Annotated in this window: 22 protein-coding genes; 13 read left to right on the plus strand and 9 right to left on the minus strand. The window is 45.7% G+C overall.

The window, feature by feature from the left end; translation table 11 throughout:
• Positions 1 to 57: 57 nt before the first annotated feature.
• Complete coding sequence (hslU, locus tag FXO21_RS05425; RefSeq protein WP_149639142.1) at positions 58 to 1452, minus strand: ATP-dependent protease ATPase subunit HslU; 1395 nt, start codon at positions 1450 to 1452, stop codon at positions 58 to 60.
• 255 nt (positions 1453 to 1707) lie between these two features.
• On the opposite strand from hslU, the gene FXO21_RS05430 reads away from it, so the two are divergent.
• The 5 genes from FXO21_RS05430 (at position 1708) to FXO21_RS05450 (ending at position 9466) form a co-directional block, all read left to right on the plus strand.
• On the plus strand, positions 1708 to 3990 hold the full coding sequence (locus FXO21_RS05430; protein WP_149639143.1) for a GH92 family glycosyl hydrolase: 2283 nt from the start codon (positions 1708 to 1710) through the stop codon (positions 3988 to 3990).
• A gap of 190 nt (positions 3991 to 4180) precedes the next feature.
• On the plus strand, positions 4181 to 5194 hold the full coding sequence (locus FXO21_RS05435; protein WP_149639144.1) for an aldo/keto reductase: 1014 nt from the start codon (positions 4181 to 4183) through the stop codon (positions 5192 to 5194).
• Between the two features lie 92 nt (positions 5195 to 5286).
• Complete coding sequence (locus FXO21_RS05440) at positions 5287 to 6465, plus strand: PQQ-dependent sugar dehydrogenase (protein WP_149639145.1); 1179 nt, start codon at positions 5287 to 5289, stop codon at positions 6463 to 6465.
• Between the two features lie 7 nt (positions 6466 to 6472).
• Positions 6473 to 6883, plus strand: coding sequence for a c-type cytochrome (locus FXO21_RS05445; RefSeq protein WP_149639146.1), 411 nt, complete (start codon positions 6473 to 6475; stop codon positions 6881 to 6883).
• Positions 6884 to 7066: 183 nt separating this feature from the next.
• Positions 7067 to 9466: a TonB-dependent receptor gene (locus FXO21_RS05450; RefSeq protein ID WP_149639147.1), complete on the plus strand. Its 2400-nt coding sequence runs from the start codon at positions 7067 to 7069 to the stop codon at positions 9464 to 9466.
• Positions 9467 to 9538: 72 nt separating this feature from the next.
• Here the strand turns inward: FXO21_RS05450 and FXO21_RS05455 are convergent, their stop codons facing one another.
• Positions 9539 to 10996 carry a gluconokinase gene (locus tag FXO21_RS05455; protein ID WP_149639148.1) on the minus strand — a complete coding sequence of 486 codons (1458 nt, stop codon included), beginning with the start codon at positions 10994 to 10996 and terminating at the stop codon, positions 9539 to 9541.
• A gap of 179 nt (positions 10997 to 11175) precedes the next feature.
• Between FXO21_RS05455 and FXO21_RS05460 the strand changes: the two genes are divergently transcribed.
• Positions 11176 to 11361 (plus strand): hypothetical protein, encoded by a 186-nt coding sequence (locus tag FXO21_RS05460; RefSeq protein WP_149639149.1) that lies wholly within the window; start codon positions 11176 to 11178, stop codon positions 11359 to 11361.
• A gap of 30 nt (positions 11362 to 11391) precedes the next feature.
• Here FXO21_RS05460 and FXO21_RS05465 read toward each other — a convergent pair whose 3' ends face one another.
• Positions 11392 to 12621 (minus strand): metallophosphoesterase family protein, encoded by a 1230-nt coding sequence (locus FXO21_RS05465; RefSeq protein ID WP_149639150.1) that lies wholly within the window; start codon positions 12619 to 12621, stop codon positions 11392 to 11394.
• A gap of 217 nt (positions 12622 to 12838) precedes the next feature.
• Here FXO21_RS05465 and FXO21_RS05470 point away from each other — a divergent pair, with 217 nt between their 5' ends.
• Positions 12839 to 13354, plus strand: coding sequence for a DinB family protein (locus tag FXO21_RS05470; RefSeq protein WP_149639151.1), 516 nt, complete (start codon positions 12839 to 12841; stop codon positions 13352 to 13354).
• Positions 13355 to 13389: 35 nt separating this feature from the next.
• Here the strand turns inward: FXO21_RS05470 and FXO21_RS05475 are convergent, their stop codons facing one another.
• Positions 13390 to 14385 carry a glycosyltransferase family 2 protein gene (locus tag FXO21_RS05475; RefSeq protein ID WP_310586890.1) on the minus strand — a complete coding sequence of 332 codons (996 nt, stop codon included), beginning with the start codon at positions 14383 to 14385 and terminating at the stop codon, positions 13390 to 13392.
• Positions 14386 to 14572: 187 nt separating this feature from the next.
• Between FXO21_RS05475 and pgeF the strand changes: the two genes are divergently transcribed.
• Entirely contained in the window at positions 14573 to 15349 is a 777-nt protein-coding gene (pgeF, locus tag FXO21_RS05480) for a peptidoglycan editing factor PgeF (protein ID WP_149639152.1), read from the plus strand.
• A gap of 44 nt (positions 15350 to 15393) precedes the next feature.
• Here pgeF and FXO21_RS05485 read toward each other — a convergent pair whose 3' ends face one another.
• From FXO21_RS05485 to FXO21_RS05495, 3 genes are all read right to left on the minus strand, one after another.
• Complete coding sequence (locus tag FXO21_RS05485) at positions 15394 to 15831, minus strand: histone H1/H5 family protein, HCT subfamily (RefSeq protein ID WP_149639153.1); 438 nt, start codon at positions 15829 to 15831, stop codon at positions 15394 to 15396.
• An 87-nt stretch (positions 15832 to 15918) separates the two neighbouring features.
• Positions 15919 to 16449: an RNA methyltransferase gene (locus FXO21_RS05490; RefSeq protein ID WP_192579166.1), complete on the minus strand. Its 531-nt coding sequence runs from the start codon at positions 16447 to 16449 to the stop codon at positions 15919 to 15921.
• Between the two features lie 96 nt (positions 16450 to 16545).
• Entirely contained in the window at positions 16546 to 17166 is a 621-nt protein-coding gene (locus FXO21_RS05495) for a response regulator transcription factor (RefSeq protein ID WP_149639155.1), read from the minus strand.
• 662 nt (positions 17167 to 17828) lie between these two features.
• Here FXO21_RS05495 and FXO21_RS05500 point away from each other — a divergent pair.
• Positions 17829 to 18392 (plus strand): GNAT family N-acetyltransferase, encoded by a 564-nt coding sequence (locus FXO21_RS05500; protein WP_149639156.1) that lies wholly within the window; start codon positions 17829 to 17831, stop codon positions 18390 to 18392.
• 1 nt (position 18393) lies between these two features.
• Here the strand turns inward: FXO21_RS05500 and FXO21_RS05505 are convergent, their stop codons facing one another.
• Positions 18394 to 19038 carry an FkbM family methyltransferase gene (locus FXO21_RS05505; protein ID WP_149639157.1) on the minus strand — a complete coding sequence of 215 codons (645 nt, stop codon included), beginning with the start codon at positions 19036 to 19038 and terminating at the stop codon, positions 18394 to 18396.
• Positions 19039 to 19071: 33 nt separating this feature from the next.
• Positions 19072 to 20175: a non-hydrolyzing UDP-N-acetylglucosamine 2-epimerase gene (wecB, locus tag FXO21_RS05510; RefSeq protein WP_149639158.1), complete on the minus strand. Its 1104-nt coding sequence runs from the start codon at positions 20173 to 20175 to the stop codon at positions 19072 to 19074.
• A 67-nt stretch (positions 20176 to 20242) separates the two neighbouring features.
• Between wecB and FXO21_RS05515 the strand changes: the two genes are divergently transcribed.
• The 4 genes from FXO21_RS05515 (at position 20243) to FXO21_RS05530 (ending at position 24222) form a co-directional block, all read left to right on the plus strand.
• Positions 20243 to 21766, plus strand: a complete 1524-nt coding sequence (locus tag FXO21_RS05515) for a lipopolysaccharide biosynthesis protein (protein ID WP_192579167.1) — start codon at positions 20243 to 20245, stop codon at positions 21764 to 21766.
• A 121-nt stretch (positions 21767 to 21887) separates the two neighbouring features.
• Positions 21888 to 22502: a class I SAM-dependent methyltransferase gene (locus FXO21_RS05520; RefSeq protein WP_149639160.1), complete on the plus strand. Its 615-nt coding sequence runs from the start codon at positions 21888 to 21890 to the stop codon at positions 22500 to 22502.
• Positions 22502 to 23404, plus strand: coding sequence for a glycosyltransferase (locus FXO21_RS05525; protein WP_149639161.1), 903 nt, complete (start codon positions 22502 to 22504; stop codon positions 23402 to 23404). The genes FXO21_RS05520 and FXO21_RS05525 overlap by 1 nt, the downstream gene beginning before the upstream one ends.
• 11 nt (positions 23405 to 23415) lie before the next feature.
• On the plus strand, positions 23416 to 24222 hold the full coding sequence (locus tag FXO21_RS05530) for an FkbM family methyltransferase (RefSeq protein ID WP_149639162.1): 807 nt from the start codon (positions 23416 to 23418) through the stop codon (positions 24220 to 24222).
• Position 24223 lies beyond the last annotated feature (1 nt).

The raw sequence follows: 24223 nt of genomic DNA on the forward strand, positions 1-24223 counted from the left end.
GAAAAAGGGAAGAATGCAGAAGTATCTGCTCCTCTTCCCTTTTTCATTTTCCTTCCTCTACAATATATACTGACTCAAATCCCGGTTTTTCACTAGATGAGACAGCTTCTCTGATACCATTTCCGCGGTCACCGTGATTTGCGAATCCGCTCCGATCACATCGGGGATATCGAACATGAAGTCATTCAATAGCAGACTCATAACCGTTTGTAAACGCCTTGCACCAATATTTTCAACTTCGCTATTGACTTCAAAAGCGATCTTCGCCATTTCCTGGAGTGCGCCGTCTTCAAACGTCAGCTCCACCCCTTCCGCTTCCATCATCGCTTCGTATTGCTTGGTCAGTGCGTTTTTTGGGGTTTTTAGTATCTGATAAAAGTCCGACTCGGTCAGACTGTTCAGCTCTACCCGGATCGGGAAACGCCCCTGCAACTCGGGGATTAAATCGGAAGGCTTCGAGACATGGAAAGCCCCGGCGGCTACGAAAAGAATATGGTCTGTATTGATCACGCCATGTTTTGTATTGACGGCGCTACCTTCCACAATAGGTAGCAAATCGCGCTGCACACCTTCGCGGCTCACATCCGGCCCGCCGCTTCCGCCCGATCGGCTGGACGCCACTTTATCAATTTCATCAATAAAAATGATCCCCAGATTCTCCGCTTTTTTGATTGCCTCCACCTTCACTTCGTCCATGTCGATCAGCTTGGAAGCTTCTTCATCCAGCAATATCTTTCTCGCTTCTTCAACGGTCACCTTCCTCTTCTTTCCACGCCTCGGCATCATATTGCCGATCATTTCCTGGATATTCATCATCGAAACATCGTCCACAGCGCCACCGATCATACCGACATTCGGCATTTGATTTTGCTGCACTTCGATTTCAATTTTACGACTATCCAGCTCTCCATTTCTTATTTTTTCCCGAAAACGCTCCCTGGTACGCTGGTTCAGCTCACCGTCATCTTCCGGCATTTCGTCAGTTCCATTCTCAGTTTTTGTGCGTGGAACGCCTGAACCGTGCACAGGCGGGATCAATGCGTCCAGAATAATATCCTCCACAGCCTGTTCGGCCTTGATTTTCACTTCCTCTTTCTTCTGCATTCGCACCATTCCCACAGCCTGCTCTACTAAATCGCGCACCATACTTTCCACATCTCGGCCCACGTAACCTACTTCCGTAAATTTAGAAGCCTCCACTTTCACAAATGGTGCATCTGCAATTTTGGCAAGGCGACGGGCTATTTCTGTTTTTCCAACGCCGGTTGCGCCGATCATCAATATGTTATTCGGAATAATCTCTTTCTGAATGTCTGCGGGGCTGTTCATTCTTCTCCACCTGTTCCGCAAGGCGATCGCGACATTCCGTTTCGCGTCATTTTGTCCGATTATGTATTGGTCAAGCTCAAAAACGATTTGGCGGGGGGTCAGGCGATTTAAGTGTTCAGTCATCGTATGTTATATCAATAGGTAAAATAATATGTGTTTCAAACCTGCATTCTGTCAAAAACGAAATAGCAGGTCTTTTTAATAATGATCTTTCAGGAAATGAATGCATTTCAGGTCTTATCCGAAAAGAACTATGCCGGTACAAAATGTCATACTGCAACCGTTTGCATTTATTTCCGGAATTGATCCTTCTTCCATCCCCTTGCATTACATTTGTCGCGATTACACAATTCTCTGACCTATATCTGCTTCGGTTCAATGAAAAAAAGTTACTTCTGTCTGATACTATTCCTTTTAAATAGCGCTATTGTATTTGCTCAAACGGCGGAAAAGCCAAAACTGGTTGACTATGTAAACCCTTTGATGGGGACGCAATCGAAATTCAGTTTGTCGGCGGGCAATACTTACCCGGCTATTGCATTACCCTGGGGCATGAATTTCTGGATGCCGCAAACCGGAAAAATGGGTGACGGATGGAGTTATATGTACGACGCAGAGAAGATCCGCGGCTTCAAGCAGACCCACCAGCCTAGCCCCTGGATAAATGATTACGGCCAGTTTTCCATTATGCCGGTCACAGGAAAATTGAAGATCGATGAAGAGGCGCGCGCCAGCTGGTTTTCCCACAAAGCCGAAACTGCCAAACCACATTATTATAAGGTATACCTGGCAGATTACGACGTTACGACAGAGATCGCGCCTACCGAAAGAGCGGCCCAGTTCCGTTTCACATTTCCAGAATCCGACAGTTCATTTGTACTGCTTGATGCATTTGACAGAGGTTCTTACGTCAAAATTATCCCGGCAGAACGCAAGATCATCGGCTACACTACCAAAAACAGTGGTGGTGTACCGGCTAATTTTAAAAACTATTTTGTGCTGATCTTCGATAAAGCATTCACATTCAACTCGGCATTCAGAGGTAAGCAACTGGCGAAAGATACTTTGGAACTGAAGGCAAATCATGTGGGTGCGGTGATTGGTTTTAAAACAAAACGGGGCGAAAAAGTTGGATTGAAAGTAGCCTCTTCATTTATCAGTCCCGAACAGGCTGAGCTGAACCTGCAACGTGAGCTGGGTACTGACAGTTTTGATGTTACGAAAGACAAAGGTGAGAAGGCCTGGAACCAGGAGCTCTCCCGCATTCAGGTGGAAGGCGACAATATCGATCAGATCCGCACTTTTTACTCCTGCCTTTACCGCGTGCTATTATTCCCGAGGAAGTTTTATGAATTTGATAAAGCGAATAAAATAGTCCATTACAGTCCCTACAATGGCGAAGTGCTGCCGGGATATATGTTCACCGACAATGGTTTCTGGGATACTTTCCGCGCAGTTTTCCCATTCTTCACCTTAATGTACCCGACTTTGAACGGGCAGATTATGGAAGGTTTGGCGAATGCTTACGATGAAAGTGGCTTCCTGCCTGAGTGGGCGAGTCCGGGACATCGAGACTGTATGATCGGTTCCAATTCAGCGTCACTCATCGCCGATTCTTACGTAAAAGGAATCCGCGGCTACGATATCAATAAACTGTACGAAGCAATACTGAAAAACACAGAGAATGCGGGGCCAGTGAGCTCAGTGGGCCGTTTTGGTCACGAATATTATAACGAGCTGGGCTATGTGCCTTATGATGTAAAAGTGAATGAAAACGCCGCCAGAACGTTGGAATATGCGTATGCCGATTTCTGTATCGCGCAGCTGGGCAAAGAATTAAAAAAACCGCAAAAGGAAGTCGACCTTTACCTGAAAAGAAGCCAGAACTACCGCAACCTTTTTGACCCTGAAACCAAATGGATGCGCGGCAAAAACAAGGACGGGCAGTTTCAAAAACCATTCAATCCATTCAAGTGGGGTGATGCATTTACGGAAGGAAACAGCATTCACTATACCTGGTCTGTCTTTCAGGATGTTAAAGGTTTGATTGGATTGATGGGCGGACGAGAGGCATTTGTTCAGAAACTCGATACCGTTTTCAAATTGCCGCCGATCTTCGACGATAGCTACTACGGTTTCCCGATCCACGAAATCCGCGAAATGCAGATTATGAATATGGGTAACTACGCGCATGGAAACCAGCCGATCCAGCACATGATTTACCTGTACAACTACGCTGGTGCGCCGGATAAGGCACAATATTGGTCGAGACAGGTAATGCGCAGATTGTATCAGCCTACACCAGACGGTTATTGCGGCGACGAAGACAATGGACAGACTTCCGCCTGGTACGTGTTTTCCTCGCTGGGTTTCTATCCGGTTACCCCGGGAACAACGCAGTACGTGATTGGCTCGCCACTTTTCAAGAAAGCGACGCTGACGATGGAGAATGGCAAGAAATTTGTAGTACAGGCCCCTGGCAACAGCGATATAAATATGTACATCCAGGCAGCTAACCTGAACGGAAAAAGCTACGGAAATACATACCTCGAACACGCAGATATTCAAAAAGGAGGCACGGTGCAGTTTAATATGGGCAGCAAACCTTCCAAAACCTGGGGAACCAAGCCAGAAGCAGCGCCGTTTTCGTTGAGCAAGTAGGGGCTGGCTGTTAGCTGTTAGCTGTTAGCTGTTAGCTGTTAGCTGTTAGCTGTTAGCTGTTAGCTGTTAGCTGTTAGCTGTTAAAGTAATCACAGCGTTTACTTTGAAGTTCCTGAACAACATTTTAAAATACATCAAACTAAAAGCCAATAGCTAAAAGCCAATAGCTTACAGCCTAAAACTTAAAACCATGCAATACCGAAAAGTAGGTAATTCCGACCACCCTGAGAAACCTGATCTTGAACTATCTGTGATCACCTTCGGCGCCTGGGCTGCCGGGGGATGGATGTGGGGAGGATCGGAAAGAAGTGAAGCCGTGAATGCGATCCGTGATTCGTACGATGCGGGCGTGACTTCCATTGATACCGCGCCGGTGTACGGGCAGGGATTGAGTGAGGAAATTGTAGGTGAGGCGATTAAAGATATTTCCCGCGATAAAGTCCAGATCCTGACCAAGTATGGCATGCGCTGGGACGTCACGACCGGCGATTTTGCAATGCATAGCAAAAACAATGAAGGCCAGGAAATTGATATTTACAAATATGCCGCGAAAGACAGCATTATCAAGGAATGCGAAGACAGCCTGAAACGCCTCGGCACGGATTATATCGACCTTTATCAAATCCACTGGCACGATAAAACCACGCCGATCGAAGAAACGATGGAAGCCGTGAGCCTGCTCATAAAACAGGGAAAAGTTCGATTCGCTGGTGTGTGTAACTACGACGCAGCCTTAATGCGTGAAGCTTCCCAATACATTAATCTCGTTTCCGATCAGGTGCCTTACAGTATGGTGAAAAGAGGTATTGAAAAAGAACTGGTACCCTATTGCATTGAACACGAGAAATCTATCCTGGCATATAGTCCGATGGAACGTGGCTTGTTAACTGGCAAAATGAAGCCGGGGCATCAATTTGCAGCAGACGATCACCGCGCTTCTCTGTATTTTTTTAAAGACGAAAACCTGAAAAGGGTTAATGACTTTCTTGCTATAATAAAACCGATTGCCGACGAAAAGAATGCGACGCTCGGACAACTGGTTTTGCGCTGGACTGTGGAGCAACCTGGTATTACGATCGCGCTGGCAGGCGCCAGGGATTCTAAACAGGCCCTTGAAAATGCTGCCGCAATTGATATTTCGCTGAGCGTAGACGAAATCAATACGATCACAACACACTTAAATCAGCTGGAATTAGTTAAATAATGGGAAAAGCGCGCCGCAAACCAGGGGCGCTTTCTTTTTACAAGCTCAATACACTTTCTAAAATTAAATCAAGCTTTTATTCACCGTAATCTATGAACAAAAATTCTTCTGTTTTCAAGAAATACCTTCCGCTCGCGCTGGGAGGTTTATTATTGTCTGCCTCCGTCGGATTGATGAGCTACAACACCCCTTCAAACGGTCCAGGCAAAAGTTTTCTGGCAGAATCCGACCTGAAAGTGGATACAGTGGCAACTGGCCTGACCATGCCCTGGGCTTCTGCATTGCTTCCTAACGGCGATATTTTAGTAACTGAACGTGGTGGAAAATTGCGCCTGGTTTCGAAAGGCCAGCTAGATGCTACGCCTGTTTCAGGTATCCCGGAAGTTTGGTATAAAGGGCAAGGCGGCTTGCTGGATATTGCGCTGCACCCGGATTATAAGACAAATGGCTGGATCTATATCAGCTATTCTTCTCCTAAAAAGGATGGTGAAGAAGGCGACGATGGCGGCGCAAATACGGCATTGATGCGCGCAAAATTGAAAGGCAAAGAGCTGACCGATATTCAGCATTTGTTCAAGGCGCTGCCGAATGTAAAAGGGAATGTCCACTTTGGCGGTCGCATTGTTTTTGATAAAAAAGGCTACGTATTTCTTTCTTTGGGAGAAAGAGGCCAGAAGGAAAATTCGCAGAACCTGAGCAAAGACCAGGGAAAAGTGGTAAGGCTATTTGAAGACGGAAAAATCCCTACTGATAATCCATTTGTAAAAACAGCAGGTGCAAAACCTGAGATCTGGACTTATGGTCACCGTAACCCGCAGGGAATGGTAATCCACCCGACTACCGGCGTGATCTGGGAACATGAGCACGGTCCACAAGGCGGAGACGAGTTGAATATCGTAGAAAAAGGCAAGAACTACGGCTGGCCGCTGATCACTTTTGGGATCGATTATGACAACAGTATTATTTCAAAAGATACTGCAAAGGCAGGTTTGGAACAGCCGGTGATTTATTGGAGACCTTCTATCGCGCCTTGCGGAATGACTTTCGTTTCGAGCGACAAATTCAAAGACTGGAAAGGCGACCTGATCGTAGGTTCATTGAAGTTCATGCAGCTGCAACACCTTACTATTAAAGGGAATAAGGTGACCAAGCGCGAGGTAATTTTTGACAAGATCGGCCGCGTCCGCGACGTGCGACAGGGTTGGGACGGCAACATTTATGTAGTACTTGAAAACTCAGGTAAAGTGGTGCGTATCAGCCCAAAAAGCTAATTAATACATGAAATCAATTTTGTTTTTACTTTCCGGAATTGTCTTTTGCTCCGCCGTTTTTCCGGTTCAGGACGAAGAGCTTGCCAAAAGCATAGAACGCGGCAAAATGGTTTATTCGGAAAACTGCATTAGTTGTCACATGGGCACGGGCGAGGGTGTCACAGCTACTTTTCCACCTCTGGCCAAATCTGATTATTTCATGGAAAACCCGGAAAACGGGATCAAAGCCGTCAAATTCGGATTGATGGGCAAAGTCAAGGTGAACGGTGTTGACTATGACAATATGATGCCCAATCCCGGACTGGGAAATGACGAGATCGCCGATGTGATGAATTACATTATGAACTCATGGGGCAACTCTTCTGAGAAGAAAATGGTAACCGAGAAAATGGTGGAAGCTGTGGAAGAAAAGAAATAGCATTCCCCTCTCAAATTTGAAAGCCGCGCAATCCTGGATTGTGCGGCTTTTCTTTTGCCTTTTTATAACTCAGTAAGGCAAACCAATAAACACTATTTTAAATAAATCTAAATAAAAGCTTGTATCGCAAAAATACGCAGTTGATATTTGCGCGCTATTAACTCCAAAGTCCAATTCATAAAAATGAAAAAAATTTATTCACTCCTTCTGTTGCTCGTGACGACTGCTTCGGCCTTCGCGCAAACTGGCAGAGTTACAGGGCAGATATTGAGTTCTGATGGGCAGCCGGCCCAGTCAGTTTCGGTAGGTATTAAAGGATCTTCAAAAGGTGACATTTCCGACTCTCAAGGAAAATTCACAATTGAGCGGTTGAAAGCAGGCGCCTATGTTTTGCTCGTCAGCTTTGTTGGCTCGGAAACTTTGGAAAAACCGGTAGACGTGATTGCCGGCGAAACTGCCGAGGTTTCCATTACGCTTCTGGAAAGTGCTAATCAATTACAGGAAGTAATTGTAAAAGGAGGAAATTTATACAACAACGAGAAGCTCTCCCCAAGCCTCAAATTGCTGACACCAATTCTTGAAACGCCTCAGAATGTACAGGTCGTAACTTCAAAAGCATTGGAAGATCAGCAGATTATCAGTATGAGCGACGGTTTGATCCGCAACGTAAGCGGCGCTACCCGCCTCGAGCACTGGGGAGATATGTATACCAATATCAGTATGCGTGGGTCGCAGATCCAGGCTTTCCGAAATGGTTTCAATGTAGTAAACTCATTCTGGGGACCTTTAACCGAGGATATGAGCTTTGTAGATCACATTGAATTTGTAAAAGGTCCGGCTGGTTTTATGCTGGCAAATGGTGACCCAAGTGGACTTTATAACGTAGTTACCAAAAAACCAACCGGCGAAACCAAAGGTGAGGCGAGCTTTACAATAGGCAGTTTCGACCTGTACCGCGCCACGCTTGACCTGGATGGCAAGCTTAGCAAAGATGGAAAGTTCCTCTACCGGCTCAACCTGGCAGGACAAAACAAAGGTTCTTTCCGCCCGAACGAGTACAATAACCGTTACAGCATTGCGCCGGTCATTACTTATCAGATCGACAAAAAAACAAAACTGACCGCCGAGTATTCGCTGCAATATGCCAAAATGGCGGACGTTGGTTCCTATTATGCTTTCTCGCCCGAAGGATACGCTACCTTCCCGAGAGATTATACCTCCACGCCTGCGGGACTCGCTCCAACCAAGATCACAGATCACAGCATTTTCGTTAATCTGCAACACGAGTTCAGTAAAGACTGGAAGATAACCGGTCAGCTTGCTTACCTGAATTACAAAATGGCAGGCAGCAGCCAGTGGCCGTGGCTGGTCAACGCTGACGCGACCATGCAGCGGGGTGTAGGCATTTGGGATGCGAAGAGCGAAATGACGCTTGGACAGGTGTTTGTGAATGGTAAGGTAACCACTGGCGGCGTTGTACATCGCCTTCTGGGAGGTATCGATGTGGGTACAAAAGAATACTACGCCGACTGGGCACAATCATCACCACTAGACACATTGGGTGGCCTTTTTAATCCGAAGGCTCCGTTTTACGGCACACCCAACAACGGTTATCCCGTTTTTGACCGTACGCTCAACCTGGAAGCCCGTGCAGTCAATGCAGGTGGTTTGATGGACCAGAAATATACAGGCCTTTATCTGCAGGATGAACTCGGATTTGTGGACAACAAAATCAGACTGACGATCGCCGGACGCTATACCAATCTGAGCCAGGCACAATGGGGCGCTGCGCCGGACAAGGCAAACCACTTTACTCCCCGCCTCGGCCTCAGCGTTTCGATCGACAAAAACACGTCGGTATATGCTTTATACGATCAGGCTTTCCTGCCCCAATCGGGACGTTTGAGCAGCGGCGGAAAGGTGCAGCCGATTACAGGTAACAATACCGAATTTGGTTTAAAGAGAGACTGGGCGGAGGGACGCTGGAATACAACCCTGGCATTTTACCGCATTCTTAAAAACAATGAGCTCACCGGTGATCCAACCCGGCCTGCCAACTCCGGTTTCAGTGTGGAACTGGGCCAAAAACGGGCACAGGGAATTGAGTTCGACGTTCGCGGCACGATCCTGCCCGGCCTGAACCTGACTGCAAATTATGCTTACACCAACTCCGAAGTGACCAAGGTTACAGAGGGAGTAGAGGTAGCGAAAGTAGGCGATCCGGTTCCGGGTTTTGCAAAACATACTGCCAATGGCTGGCTAAGCTATAAAGTTCAAAAGGGAGCGTTAAAAGGCGCGGGCATCTCCGGCGGATTCACCTACCAGGGAGATCGCGCCACTTCTACATGGAGCAATACCGATGATACTTACAACCTGCCGGATTATTTCAAATTGGATGGTGGACTGTTTTGGGAAAAAGACAAAATTCGCCTGACGGTCAATGTATTCAACATCCTGGATAAATACCTGTACAGTGGCGGAACTTACAATTTTACTACCGACGCCGGCGACCCGATTACATCCTATTACTGGCAGGCAGAACCTCCGAGAAATTACCGTTTGAGCATTGCTTACAAGTTCTAGTTTCAATTGACTGTATACACAAAAAATGCCCGGACTGATTAATCCGGGCATTTTTTGTGTATTGATAAAAGATCAGATCGCGTGAGAGAGCATTAACTGCGCCCCTTTACTGAATTTTTCCTGTAAGGAATCGTAAGTCTTGTGCACTGTATCTTTTGGGTCAAATTCTTGCCCTACTGTCGTGAATGAGGCCATTTCTGAAAAATGCCTGTTGATCCCAAGCGCTTTCAATCCCATCATTGCAGCACCTACCGCCCCGGTTTCGACGGTTTCGTTCAGTTTGATTTTTATACCAAAAATATCAGCGAGCATTTGCACCCAGATCGGACTTCGGGCAAATCCTCCATTGGCATAAATCGTATCAATTTGCTGCATTTCCAGCAAAATCTTTCCAATGCTGTACAAGTTAAGCATAATGCCCTCCATGACGGCGCGGGCGAAATGCGCGCGGGTATGTCTGATATCCAGCCCCGAAAAGCCGCCCCGCACCAACGAACTCCATAGCGGGGCACGCTCTCCGAGCAAGTAAGGATAAAACTGCAACCCTTCGGCCCCAGGGTCAATTTTTGAAGCTTCTTCAAAAACGGTATCGAATTCTTCGTTTGGAAAAAATGTATTGACCAGCCACTCAAAAATCACGGCACCGTTGTTGGAAGGACCGCCGACAATATAGGTATGCTCGTCGAGCACATAGCAAAAAGTCTGCATCAGCGGGTCGGAATAGGGTTTATCGGAACAGATTCGCACCGCCGCACTGGTCCCGATCGTCACCGCCATCGAGCCCGTGCGGATCGCACCGCTTCCGAGATTGGCAAGACAACCGTCGCTGGCGCCCATAATCAGTGGCGTCCCTGCGGGTAGCTTTGCTTCATTTTCCGCCGGAACCTTTTCAATGTGATACGGGGATACTGCCTTCGAAAGCTTTTCCGACTTTAAGCCCAGCTTTTTTAATGTATAGGGGTCCCACTGCAACTCCCTGATATTAAACATGCCGGTTGCCGACGCGATAGAATAATCGACTAGGTACTGCCCGGTCAGTCTGTAAATCACATATTCCTTGATCCCGATAAACCGGCTGGTTTTCTTGTACAGATCTGGCTCGTGCTTTTTGAACCAGAGTAGCTTACAAATCGGCGTCATGGCGTGGATTGGCGTACCGTTATTGTTGTATATCTTCTTGCCCACCTGTGAAGCACGTAGTTTAACAGCAATATCAGAACTGCGGTTATCGGCCCAGATCACCAATTCTGTCAGCTTCTTTCCATTTTTATCGAGTGCCAGCACACCATGCATGGCGGCGCTGAAACTTACTCCCAGCAGTTCACTGCCATCCAGCTCGGCAACCACTTTCTGAAGTGTCTTACAAACCGCCTGAAAAATCTCTTCGGGATCCTCTTCACTCCAGTCGGGCCTGGGGTGGTTCATTTCGTAACCTTCACTGTGAGAAACCAGTATATCACCGGAAACAGAATCAAAAGCGACGGATTTTGCATTTGTTGTGCCGATATCACAACCGATCAAATAGGGCATTGGAACATGTTTAAGCCGCGGCAAAGGTGCAGTCACTTACCTTGCAGCACCGTAAATTATAGTAAAACAAATGTATGGATTTTAGGATCATGCGTTAAAAAAACGGCGTGAAAAACCGGAAACTTGGTGAGTAATTGTTATTTTCGCGCAGGAAACAATCTCATTATCGATATATAGAAATGTCTGAAACGCCTCATACCGAATCTACCGAATTATCAAGCTTTGCTTATATAGCCGTATTCGTGATCCTGTTCACCATCCTGGCAGTATTTGCTGATTTGTTCACTTTTATATTGGGAACCGTAGGTTTGATCGTCACATTTGCAGCATTTTACCGGGATAACAGCCACGACGATCACCATTGATATATTTGCCGGCTGGCAATCAGCCGGATGTTACCGAATGGCCAGCTCTGGAATTGCGTGAATAACCTTCCATGAAAGCTGGCCAGTTTGTTTGTCGACCTCCCAGGATTCTTCATAAACAGATGTATCTTCCAAATCCCGGTATTCAATCTTCAATTCCCTGCCCTGGATCAGCACCCTTGCAAAGCCATTGTAACCTAATGGATGTCTTTTAATTACAGTCCTTACACGCCTGTCGTAATATTTGATCTTGCCAATATCCGCAGCGTCCGGCATTTTGATCTCAACCGGTAACCCGCCGTGCCCAATGCATCTGCCATAAACAACCGGCCCTTTCCCATTTTTGACCATATCATAGATGACAAGCCGGTGATCATGCCCCCAGATCCATACTACCGGCCTGTCGGCTTCGCCCAGCAATTCCCTGATCTGCTCACCAGGCTTAGGATACTCCTCCCGGAATGCGGATAAATAAGGATGATGACTTAAAAAAACAAGGCCTCTTTTATCTTCGGGATCTCCCAGTTTTACAACATCACGCAGCCACTCAACCTGCTCTTTTTTAAGGTGGCAATCCGGGGGAGAAATAATCTCAAGCAGCGGGCGGCCCACAGAAGTATATGCCGTGTCAATGCCTATAATCCGCCAATCTGAGTTTTCAAGACAAAAGAAACCGGCTTGCTGTGTTTTTTTCACTTCTCCATCCATCGCATACATTGCCGGCAGTAAATGCTGGAAGTAAGCATTTCCGTTTGAATACATTTCATGATTTCCCGACAATGCAAGGCTACCCGATGCGCCGTAATACCAGGAAGCATACGGCGCTGTAAAGTTTTCCTCCACTTCTTTCGGTGTACCCACGAAGTAAATATCGCCCATGTGAATAGTGTAATCGGGTGCATGTCTGGAAACCAGATTGGCCACCTTGTCTGCCTCGGCGGTATCGCTTGCCCAGTCGGAAAGCAACGCTATGCTTATCTCTGCGCGGGTCGGAATGGAAGATTGCATATTATAAATGCCAGTATCGCCATTTCGCGGATATGCCTGGTAAGGATGCCGCGGGCCAAAGCGACTGCGTATATAATGCCATGCAAAATCAATCAGATTGGTTTTGAAGAACTCAGAAATTACATTGTTCGCCGACGCCGTGTCTTTTACACGTTTCTCATACAGGTCCAGCTGTGTCTTAGCGTGGTTTTCAGCTTCGCTGTGACCTAGATCCAGGTATTTTTCAGCTCTTTCTTTGGGAGATTCAGGCATAAATGATCAGCACTATTGAAATATGGCTTGCTCTAAAAATATATTGCCAGAGAGGCGGGTCAAAGGATGTTTCGCAATAAAACAATTATCAGGCAAATCCCGGCAGATTGAGTCATTTTATCGTTTGAACATCCATACAGGCCGCTGGCATTTTAGGAGTTGAAAATCATTTGTGATACCATTACCTTTCCGCAAAAAATTTTAACTAACAGATCAGATGAAAAAAATTGCTATTATCTGTGTAATGCTGCTTGTGTGTAACGCAGTCACTGCTCAAACCAGCTTTTCGAGGTATGTTAAAGAATGGGAACGTGCCAGAGAGTATACGAAAGAATACCTCGAAGCTATGCCGGAAGATGGATATGCATTCAAACCGACTCCTGAGATCCGCTCGTTTGCCAGCCAGATGTATCACCTTGCAGACGCAAACCTGGCTTTTGTTTCAAGTGCGACCGGAAAGAAAAGTCCGATCGAAGGCTCAGCAGAGAAAATGACCGACCAGTCAAAAGCAGCTGTGACAAAAGTGGTATTGGAAAGTTATGATTTTGTAATTGCTGCATTAAAAGGAATGACAGAAGCAGAATGGAAGAAAAACGTGAAGGTTTTCGGTTTTGAAATGACAATGGAAAATGCCTTTGAAAAAGCTTTCGAGCACCAGACACACCATCGCGGACAAACCACAGTTTACATTCGGCTGAAAGGAGCCACGCCGCCAAAGGAGAAATTGCTGTAACATGAAAAAGGGCCAAACCGGCCCTTTTTGCTATACTATGCTTTCGCTTTTGATTTCAGATTATAAATGTTCAGAGCGAGGAAGCTGTAAAATTTCATGACAAAACCCGGGATTACAAAGTCCCTGATCACTTCTTTCCGGCGCTCCGGCGCGGGATTTCCCAGAGAAAGATATTTGAGCGCGTATTTCAGCCGTGGCCAGTAAGTATGCCCATATTCTTTGGAAAACAGCAATTTGTAATAATAAATGGAAATGTTCTTTTTGATCCGGTCATCATATTTGTACCCCAGCTCTTTGTTGATATTGGAATACATTTGAATCCGGTTGAAGAGGAAATCGGCACCATAGTGGTTGTCTGCAAAACTTGCACCGCCCCGGTTCTTGCGGTATACGGACATTTCTTCGTTAATATATCCGATCGGGCCGCGTGTCGCCAGCATGATATTGCGCGGAATATCACCGCTGGTAGAAAGATTAGTCCACTCAGGATCAGGATGTTTCGCAAAATCCTCTCTTCTGAACATCAGGCTCGAAGTTGCTATAAAACAGAGTTCATCCTCCCCGATCAGATCATCGACAGTAACCTCCGGCTTATTCAGCGTGTTGACCAGATAAGGAGGCGCAGCATTATCGTCAAAAATGACGCGCGCGTTGTGATAGCATGCGGAGTAATGCGGATTGGCGTCAAGCATTTCGACCTGCTTCTGTAATTTGTGCGGGGAAGTCAGGTAATCGTCACCGTCAAACTGTGCGATATATTCACCTTTTGCGGCCGCAAATGTGGATAAGGCATTGAATTTACCATTCAGGCCCATATTTCTGGGATGAAGGAGAAGCCTGATCTTGTCAGGATATCGCTGCTGGTATTCTTTCAGGATCGCAGCAGTATTGTCTTTGGAGTTATCGTCGCCTACCACAATTTCAAACGGAAAGGTAGTTTGCTGCATTAAAATAGAATCCAGCGTTTTTGCTACAAATTTCTCGTGGTTATAGGTAACTACGCAGACACTCACTTTTATCATATCACTCATGCATTGATTTCGCTCCGGGCAAATTTAATTCATTTATTTATGAATTTCTGACTTGGATAGGATCGCAGCAATTGTCTGACGAAACCTTTTACCCAATGGGCAAACCATTCTTGAGTAAAATAAATTCAGGAGATTTTCCGCCGCAAAACTTATTCGCCTACTTTTGGAAAATACATTTATTTGAAAAATGACCGACCAGGCTACTTCAGGCAAAAAGCCTTTGTTTCGCAGACCAGCTATTTTCACACGCTTCGATCACCTTATTGCTGCTGAAAGTACCAGGCACGGCGGAATAAGTCCCGCACCTTTCGCATCCCTTAATCTGGGCGGTTCGCAGGATTCACGGGAAAATATTCTGGCAAACAATCACATATTTTTCTCCGCACTTGGGGTTCCCTTCCCGCAGGTCGCCAAATCACATCAGGTACACGGGCGCGAGATCATCGATGTAAAAACGCCCGGTCGTTTCGAGGGCTTTGATGCATTGATAACCGGCATACCCGGCATTCAACTGGCAGTTACCGTTGCCGACTGTACGCCTATCCTCATTTTCGATCCTGTTAAAAATGCTTCCGCAGCCATTCACGCCGGTTGGCGGGGAACCGTAAGCCAGATAGCAAGCAGAACGATGGCTGAAATGCAAAATGCATTCGGAACGGATCCAAAAAGTTGCCTGGCTTACATTGGTACCTGTATCGATAAATGCTCGTTTGAGGTAGGCGAAGATGTAGCGCAGCATTTCGAAGCTGGCACCAAACGCTGGGATGCAGAAAAGGAGAAGTATTTTGTGGATTTAAAAAAAGCCAACCGTGAGCAGCTTGCGGCAGCTGGCCTGCTACCGAAGAACATTGAGACCTCCCCTTACTCTACGGTTTTAAACAACGAAGACTATTTTTCGTATCGTTTTGAAAATGGCATGACCGGCCGGCTGCTGGCGACAATTGGCTACTTTCCAGATTTGTAGCGCAACAAAGCCAGCCCCCGAAGGCTGGCTTTGTTGCAAATGACTTATTGCTGTTCTGCTGGGGAAGGCTCCGGAGTAACTGAGACCCGTTTCGGAGCCGCTGGCTTGGAAACCCTGGTTTTGGGAGCGACCTGTTTTACAGCTGCTACCTTATTCACAACCGGCTTAACAGGAGTTGCAACCGGCGCTTTTGAAGATGCCGCCGCAACAAGTGCCGCTACCTTCTCAGTTTTTTCAACCTTGCTCTTCTTATTTTCCTTCTTGTCTTTTGCTTTACCCTTTATTTTTTTCTCAGCATTTTTTGCTTCTTTTTCTTTCTTCTTCAAAGTCTCCTTCTCGAACTTGGCCACTTTCTTCGCGAGCTTCTCAGCAGCTTTTTCGATCGATTTTTTTATTTTTTTTGAACCTGCTGAAACCGATTCGATCTTACCTGAGATAGTTTCTGCAATTTCGGTGGATAATCTTTTTGTAGCGGATTTCATAATCTGATTTTCTGAGTACAACGAACAATGCTGGAACTTGCAATTACAGTTTATTAATCGATAAAGACCAAATTTCGTATATTATATTTATGTTATTTTTTTGCGTAGAAATTCCCAAAGCACGATTCCAGCCGAAACGGAAACATTAAATGAATGCTTTGTCCCGAATTGCGGGATCTCGACACATCCGTTACTTTCAGCAATCACCTCGTCGGATACGCCTTCCACCTCATTCCCGAATACAAAAGCACAGGGTTTTTCTGGCGCGGGTTCAAAGTTTTGCAACGATGTGCTTCCCTCTGCCTGCTCAACGCACCATATCTGATAACCCTGGATTTTCAGTTGTTTCACCAGACTTGATGTGTTTTCAAATTTTTCCCAGCTCACCGCCAGCTCGGCTCCAAGCGCGCTTCTTGTGATTTCCCGGTGAGGAGGTTGCTGGGTGTAGCCACACAGATATATTTTCTCCGCTCTGAAAGCATCCGCCGTTCTGAAAAAGGAGCCGACATTGTTAAGGCTTCTGATGTTATCGAGTACAATCACAAAGGGAAATTTCTCAGCTTCCCTGAACTGCTCGACACTCAGGCGGTTCATTTCATCTACTTCTAATTTTCGCATATTCTTTATCACTAGTGCCGGCTCGTCGGCTTGCTATCAATAAACCAAAAAGGCCCCTGAATTTGATCCAGGAGCCTTTCAAATGATTGTAATCGGTTATTTGATTTTCGTAATCAGCTCGACGATATTCTTCACGCCAAGCTTTTCGAAAATACGTGCTTTATAAGTACTTACGGTCGAAAGCTGCAAATTCAGTTTCTCCGCAATTTTTGCGGTACCCAACCCTTCTTTAAGCAAGTTCATCACGTCGGTTTCACGCGGTGATAGGCTAACGATCGGGTCCGGAAGATATTCCTTCGGATTGATGAGGCGATTGATATTCATCTGCTGCATATCTTCGCTCATGTACTTTTTATTATTCAAAACGCTCATAACGGCCGTTTTGAACTCTTCTTCAGGCGCATCTTTCGACAGATAACCATCGGCACCGGCTTGCAGGTACATCAACCCATACAGCTGTTCGTCGTAACTTGAAAACATCAGTATTCTGACACCCGGTGATTTCTGGCGGATCGTTTCAACCATTTTAGTTGTGTTTCCGCCAGGAATGTTGATGTCGAGAATCAAAAGGTCATATGCTTTTACTTCAAGCTCCTGAAGAATTTTATCAAAATCGTCAACATCCGAAATAGTAGAATCCGGAATAAGGGATTTGAGGAGGTGTTTTGTACCAATTCTCACTACTGCGTGATCTTCGGCAATAAGTATGTGTTTCATGAATGGGCTGGGGCCAATAAAATGTATAAACTCTGGTTAAATTAATGTTAAGCTTTCATCTTTGCTAAGCCTGGAAAAGCTTCAAAGACTTGATTACCAACCAGTGCTATTATCATACACTCAATCCGGACTGTTTGAATAATTAACAAATTTAGCAATCTGCATTGTATTAAACATAAAAAATATCAAATTAGTATACCATTTATATTCATAATTACAATTACACACACTTGCTTACACACGATTTACAAAAAGCTGCCTTATTTTCCTTAGAAAATAGCGGAAGTGTCGTATTTGTGTTCGACAAATACCCTCCTTGTTTGAATGAGAGCTCCGAAGAAGCCTGCCTTTTCTTCACCCCTGCTCATCTTGTGACTCAAAGCGATCACAAAATTTTTTCATTCTTTTTATTCAGAAACTGCATTTCCAGTCCCTTAGCAGAATTTCATTGCAACGCAGAAAAATCCGACGGCTGGGTTTCACCTCCGCGAGCTCCATTCGGCGGGATACATGTACGCGAAAAATGCACGAATGCAGAGCTTACGCTTTTCCTCAATACTATTAAAGAGTGGATCAAATTAAATTCCGGGCAAAATCTGATAATCAAAACAGCCCCAACCTGTTACGACCCTAAAATACAAAAGCTACTACATCTGGCCTACATGAATACTCACTTTTGCGAGATTAGTACCCTTCCCAACCACTATATTCCCATTTCTGCGACCGATTTTTACAAACAAATTCATTTATCCGAAAAGAGGCGACTTAGAAAAAGCCTGAACGCCGGGTTCCAGGCCGGCTTAGAACCTAAAATTTCCAGCCGGGAGGCTTATCATTTCCTGAAAGAATGCAGGGTGCATAACGGTTATTCAATGCCGGTTTCAGAAGATGAACTCCACATGCTTATGCAAAAATTTCCGGAGAACTTTTTGATTTTTACAGTTACCAGCGGTGCATCAGTGATCGCAATGATAATCACAGTAAAGGTCAGCAAATCGATATTATATAATTTTCTATCGTCTTACCTGCCGGATTACGGGTCGTTTAGCCCCATCGTGTTATTGGTTCAGACAATCTATGAGTTCGCCCAGCAAAATGGATTCAAGATACTGGACCTTGGAACATCACAGAACCATCTCGGAGCACCAAAGGAATCTCTGAGCCGCTTTAAAAGTAACCTGGGCGGCTTAATATGCCCGAAAATCACGTATCACCTTACCTTCTGAATCATATTCCGAGGCAATTTCCATCCCGATAAAAAACACTGGTACAGGTTTCGATCCCCACAATTGGTGTCATGCCGATAAAATCCAGCCTCCTGAAACCTTTGGCGGCCAGATACTCTTTTGCAGCTGTGTACCACGGTCTTTCCGAATTATCAAGAATGATTACTCCGTCGTCAGTCAGAAAATCGGATGCAAAAATTGCGCATTTTACCCTGTTCCGGCCGTCAACCACAACTATATGATATAAGTCGCCGGTCGATTGCACTGCTCTGATATAGGTTTCTCCCAGCGGCTTTTCCAGCAAAATAGTATTGGAGGGAAGTTTCGGGGCAATTTGTTTGATCCACCCGGATTCATGCTCCACAGCAGTAATGTAGCGCACCTGGCTCGCATACCAGATCGTCGAATTGCCGGAGCCGTATTCAAAAACCACAAAATCAGGCTTTAACCGCGGTTTCAGAAACAAAATAAAAGGGTAAGTATACCAGGGAAGCGGGTTTCCGCTGGCGTCGACAGACTGTTTCGAGTGAAAGCTTTTAAACCAACCATATTGCTTCAAAGCACCGTCGAGGTAGAGCTGAACGCTGCCACCCAGACCTATTTTATTAAGCAAACCCCACGCACTGTTTTTGATTTGTTTCAACATTGTATTGTTCCCTGGACATGATCAGTCACAAACCTACGAATTAATGTACTTTTCTCTCAGGATCGACGCAATGCGCACTGCCGCATTTCCATCCCAGCAGGGAGGAATATTGCTGTTTTTCGTTTTATTAGATAAAATTTCACGCGTCAGCTGCATGACTGAATCAACTGTAAAGTCGGGCAGCAGGTGATTGGTGCCTTCCAGAATCGTGACAGGACGCTCAGTGTTGCTGCGTAAAGTAATGCAGGGTATTTGCAAATAAGTAGTCTCTTCCTGGACTCCACCCGAATCCGTTATAACCAGCGCTGCATTTTTGACAAGACTGATAAATTCGAGATAACCCAATGCGGGAATCAATTTCAGGTTTTGAACCACTGAAAAATCGTTAAACAATTGAAATGAATGGATGTTTTTCAGCGTGCGGGGATGCACGGGAAAGATCACGGGCCGGATCACGGTAAGGCTTTTTAACACTTCAAGCAGCTTTGTCAGCCCGGCTATACTGTCAACATTCGCGGGACGATGCATTGTAATGACCATATACCCATTTACCGGTACACCAAGCTTTGAATCAATATTCAGGTTGTCCGCATATTGCTGGCAGTAAACCAGCGAATCGATCATCACATTTCCGGCAAGGTGGATCTTACAGGAAGGCACATTTTCACGCAACAAATTCTGCACCGCCGACTGCTCGGTCACAAATAGCAGGTCGGAAATAGAATCTGTCATAATCCGGTTGATCTCCTCCGGCATAGTCCGGTCGCCGCTCCGGAGCCCGGCTTCCACATGCGCGACGGGGATATGCATTTTGACAGCCACCAGCGCGCAGGCAAGCGTCGAGTTGACATCGCCAACCACGATGATCAGATCCGGATTTTCACGTAATACTACCTCTTCAAAAGCCAGCATAATCTGCGCGGTCTGCTGGGTATGTGTGCCACCATTTATACCTAAAAAATGATCCGGCCTGGGAATTTGCAATTGCTTAAAGAATATTCCCGACATTATAAAATCGTGATGCTGACCGGTGTGCACAATCTTCGATTCAATATCAGGATAAGCCGAGAACGCCCGGTGAAGCGGGGCTATCTTTACAAAATTCGGGCGTGCACCGACAATGCTGAGAATTTTCAAAACGTGGATTCTTTTAGGGTATCTAATCCTTTTTATCGTATTTCGTCCCGCCAATCAAGTTCACTCAATGGGGATTATTGTTCGTCAGGGATTTAAAAGCTCTATTGTTTCCTACATAGGAGTAATCATAGGGACTTTCAATATTCTGATACTCTATAACCAGTTTATGACCCAGGAGCAGCTGGGTTTGTACGCCTCTACCCTGCTTACCTTCCCGGTTATTTACATGTCTTTCGCACTGCTTGGAGTACCCTCGGTGGCGGTGCGGTTCCACAGCCGGTTTCAGGACGATACTTCACGAAGGCAGCTTTTTACCTTTATCATCGTAACCCCGCTTGTCGGGCTGGCTGCATTTGTTTCCCTTTATCTGCTTTTCAAGCCTCTCTATTTAAAGTTCTACCTCGACCATTCTCCTTTGCTGGTCAAGTACTATTACGTTTTCATTCCCCTAACGGTAGGGATGGTTTATTTACTGGCGTTGGAATCGTATTCTCGCATTAACCTTCGCATTGCAGTTCCCTCCCTGATCCGTGAAGTAGGTTTACGTCTGCTGAATAGCCTGCTGGTTATTCTTTTTGGGTTCAAGATCATTTCATTTGATACCCTCGTCTGGCTTACGGTTCTCAGTTATGCATTGGCGATCACGGCGATGCTGATCTACCTTCATTTTCAAAAAAGATTGTATACTTCGCTGGATTTCGGTTTTATCAAACATCCCGCATTCAAGGAGATGTACCGCTACGGACTTTGGGTTCTGCTCGGCGGTGCCAGTGCGGCATTGCTTCCTCACATTGAAAAAGTGCTACTGCCTGCTTTTGAAGGCGGTTTGGGCAACACCGCCATTTTCGATATTGCCTCCCGGATCGCGCTGGTCATTTCCATTCCCCGCAATAGCATCGTTATGATCAGTGCGCCGATCATTTCGGAAGCTTACGCCAAAAATGATATTGCACAAATTGATAATATTTACAAAAAATCATCCCTTAACCTGTTCATTATCGGCACGTTCCTATTCCTTGGCATCTGGTGTAACATCGATTCTATTTTTGGAATTATACCTAAATCAGACATTTACTCGCAGGGAAAATGGGTAGTATTTATGGTGGGGATTTCCAGGATCACAGATATGGCGACCGGGCTGAATACCGAAATTCTGACCAACTCGAAATTCTACCGTTACGATATCGTATTCATGCTGTTTTTTACGGTAATGTTACTGCTGAGCAACCAGTTACTGATCCCGTTATATGGGTACAACGGGGCAGCCGCGGCTGCTTTATTCTCGACGATCACCTATAACCTGGTGAAACTCTTTTTTATTAAACATAAAATGGGCATTCAGCCATTTACCCTCGGCACTTTCAAGGTAGCGATTCTGGCTGCGCTTGCCTATTTCTCGGTTTACTTCATTCCGGCTCCGGCTGAATCGAAGGTATTGAGCAATGTGCTGTTCGATATTTTACTTCGGTCGGTTTTGGTTACAGCAATATTCGGGGGCGGCATTTTGGTTTGGAAAGTTTCAGAGGATATCTCTGCCGGATTTAGTTTGGGATGGCAGTTTTTTAAGACCAGTTTGCTGAAACATAAATAGTTTTTGCCGCCCATTTGGCGAAAATGCAGTCGACTGACAGGGGCGCAACTCTTTTTAACTTTATTATCTTTGGGTAAAAACTTCCTGTGTTCCGGAAAGTATTTAAATATCAGTCTGATCGATGTCATTAAAACAAAAAATAGTAGCCGGCCTTCTCAAAGAACCGTTCAGCCTTTTCCAGTTGACCACTTATGACCGAACCAAACCGATCAATATGGTTGTCGGCTCTATGTATTCGGTGTACAAAGGCTGGATCCACTCCGACATTGAAACACTTAACTTACTGAAACAAAGCGACTGGGCTAAGTATTTCGATGAAAACAGCATTGACCGTATACTTGCCGAGCACGTTTGGGAACACCTTACTCCCGAGGAAGGGAAGCTCGCTTTCAGGCATTGTTATATGTATTTGAAACCGGGTGGATTTTTGCGGGTAGCAGTACCGGACGGTTACCATACAAGCGAAGATTACATCAACTACGTCAAACCCGGCGGAACGGGTGAAGGCGCCGACGATCATAAAATCCTGTACAATTATCAGATTATGTCCGGTTTTCTGGAAGAGATTGGTTTTAAGGTGAAGCCGCTGGAATATTTTGATGAAAACGGTCAATTCCATCAAAATCCGTGGCGGATCGAAGACGGCATGGTGCGTCGGTCAGTCGACCACGACGATCGCAATAAAGGCGGCAAGCTCGGCTATACTTCTCTGATCATTGACGCTTATAAAAACTGATGAGCCCGTCGGAACCGCTCGCTCCAATCGTGTTATTCTGCTACAACCGGCCTGCGCATCTGCGCCAGACACTGGAATATCTGCAGGCCAATGCATTAGCTGCGGAAAGCGAATTATACATTTATTCTGACGGTCCTAAAAAGGAATCAGACCGAGCAGCGATTGCAGAGATACACGTTTATCTCTCTGAACTGAAAGGATTTAAAAAAATAAACATCACACAATCGGAAACAAATCTGGGGCTGGCGGCTTCTGTGATAAAAGGAGTAAGCCAAGTGATTTCTCAATATCGTAAAGTGATCGTGCTGGAAGACGATATGCTTACTACGCCGGATTTTCTGGATTACATGAATGAGGCATTGAATGTGTACAGTTCACGAAGTGATATCTTCTCTGTAACTGCCTATACGCCCCCGATTTCTGTCCCTAAAAACTATAAACATGATGTTTACCTCGCGCCTCGGGCAAGCTCCTGGGGCTGGGGTACCTGGGTTGATAAATGGCGAAAAGCCGATTGGAATGCGACAAATCTCACGGATTCAAAAGATGTCGCCCAGGCCCGTGCAACCCTGGAAAAAGGTGGTAGCGACCTTTGGCCCATGCTGGTCAAGCAGCAGCGCGGCGTAATAGATTCCTGGGCGATCCGCTGGACCTATACTCAGTCGCAGCATCAGGCTTTTGGTTTATATCCTGTTCATTCCAAAATAAAAAACATAGGAACAGACGGAAGCGGCACTAATTTTACTTTCAAATCTGGCGATTATGGTCAGGAAATGAATACCGGGACGGTTGAAATGCGCCACGATCTGAAACCTGACGAGCACGTTATCCGGCATTTCCGGGAATATTACGACTTACCATTTTCTGTAAAAATAAAAAACTGGGTCAAGTACCGAATCTGATCCCCGACACTATGTACTGGCTGCGATACCTGCTTAAAGAACCATACAATGCGCTGAACACTGCCGCGGGGCGCGAATTTGTGGGTTTATTATTGAAATACGGCAATAGCCCGCGCTACAAATTGACGGACGTAGCTTTCGGAAAATATAAACTGACGGTTCCCGACGCGATGTCTTTTCTCTGGCAGCATAAGGAGATTTTTGCAGATGAGTTCTATCATTTCGAAACTAAGAATCCGCAGCCCGTCATTTTTGATTGCGGGGCGAATGTGGGGATGAGTGTTTTGTATTTTAAAAACCTGTATCCAAATGCGCGGATAGTCGCATTTGAGGCGGAACCTGAAATTGCTTCACTGCTGAAAAAGAATTTGACTGCGAATGCAGTACAGGGTGTCGAGGTAATTGATAAAGCTGTTTGGAAAGATTCGGAAGGGATCTGGTTTGGCAGCGAATCCGCTGACTCTTCTTCTATTTACTCCCAGTCCGAAAAAAAGAAGATCGCCTCAGTTCGTTTGAAAGATTTCATCCTGGCGGAAAAGCACATTGATTTCCTGAAAATGGATATTGAAGGTGCGGAAAAAGAAGTATTGGACGATTGCCGGTACGATTTGCAGCACGTCAGCAACTTTTTTGTAGAATTCCACTCCTACTTTAACAATCCCCAGGGACTTGCCGACGTGATCCGGATATTCGAAGAAAATGGTTTCAGATATTATGTAGATACCAATCAGCACCGGCAAAGACCATTTACTAATCGCCGCTATCGTGGTAATGATGTGATGGACCTGCAACTCAATATATTCGGCTGGCGCGAGTAAC

The organism is Dyadobacter sp. UC 10 (genome assembly GCF_008369915.1).
GTDB lineage: Bacteria > Bacteroidota > Bacteroidia > Cytophagales > Spirosomataceae > Dyadobacter.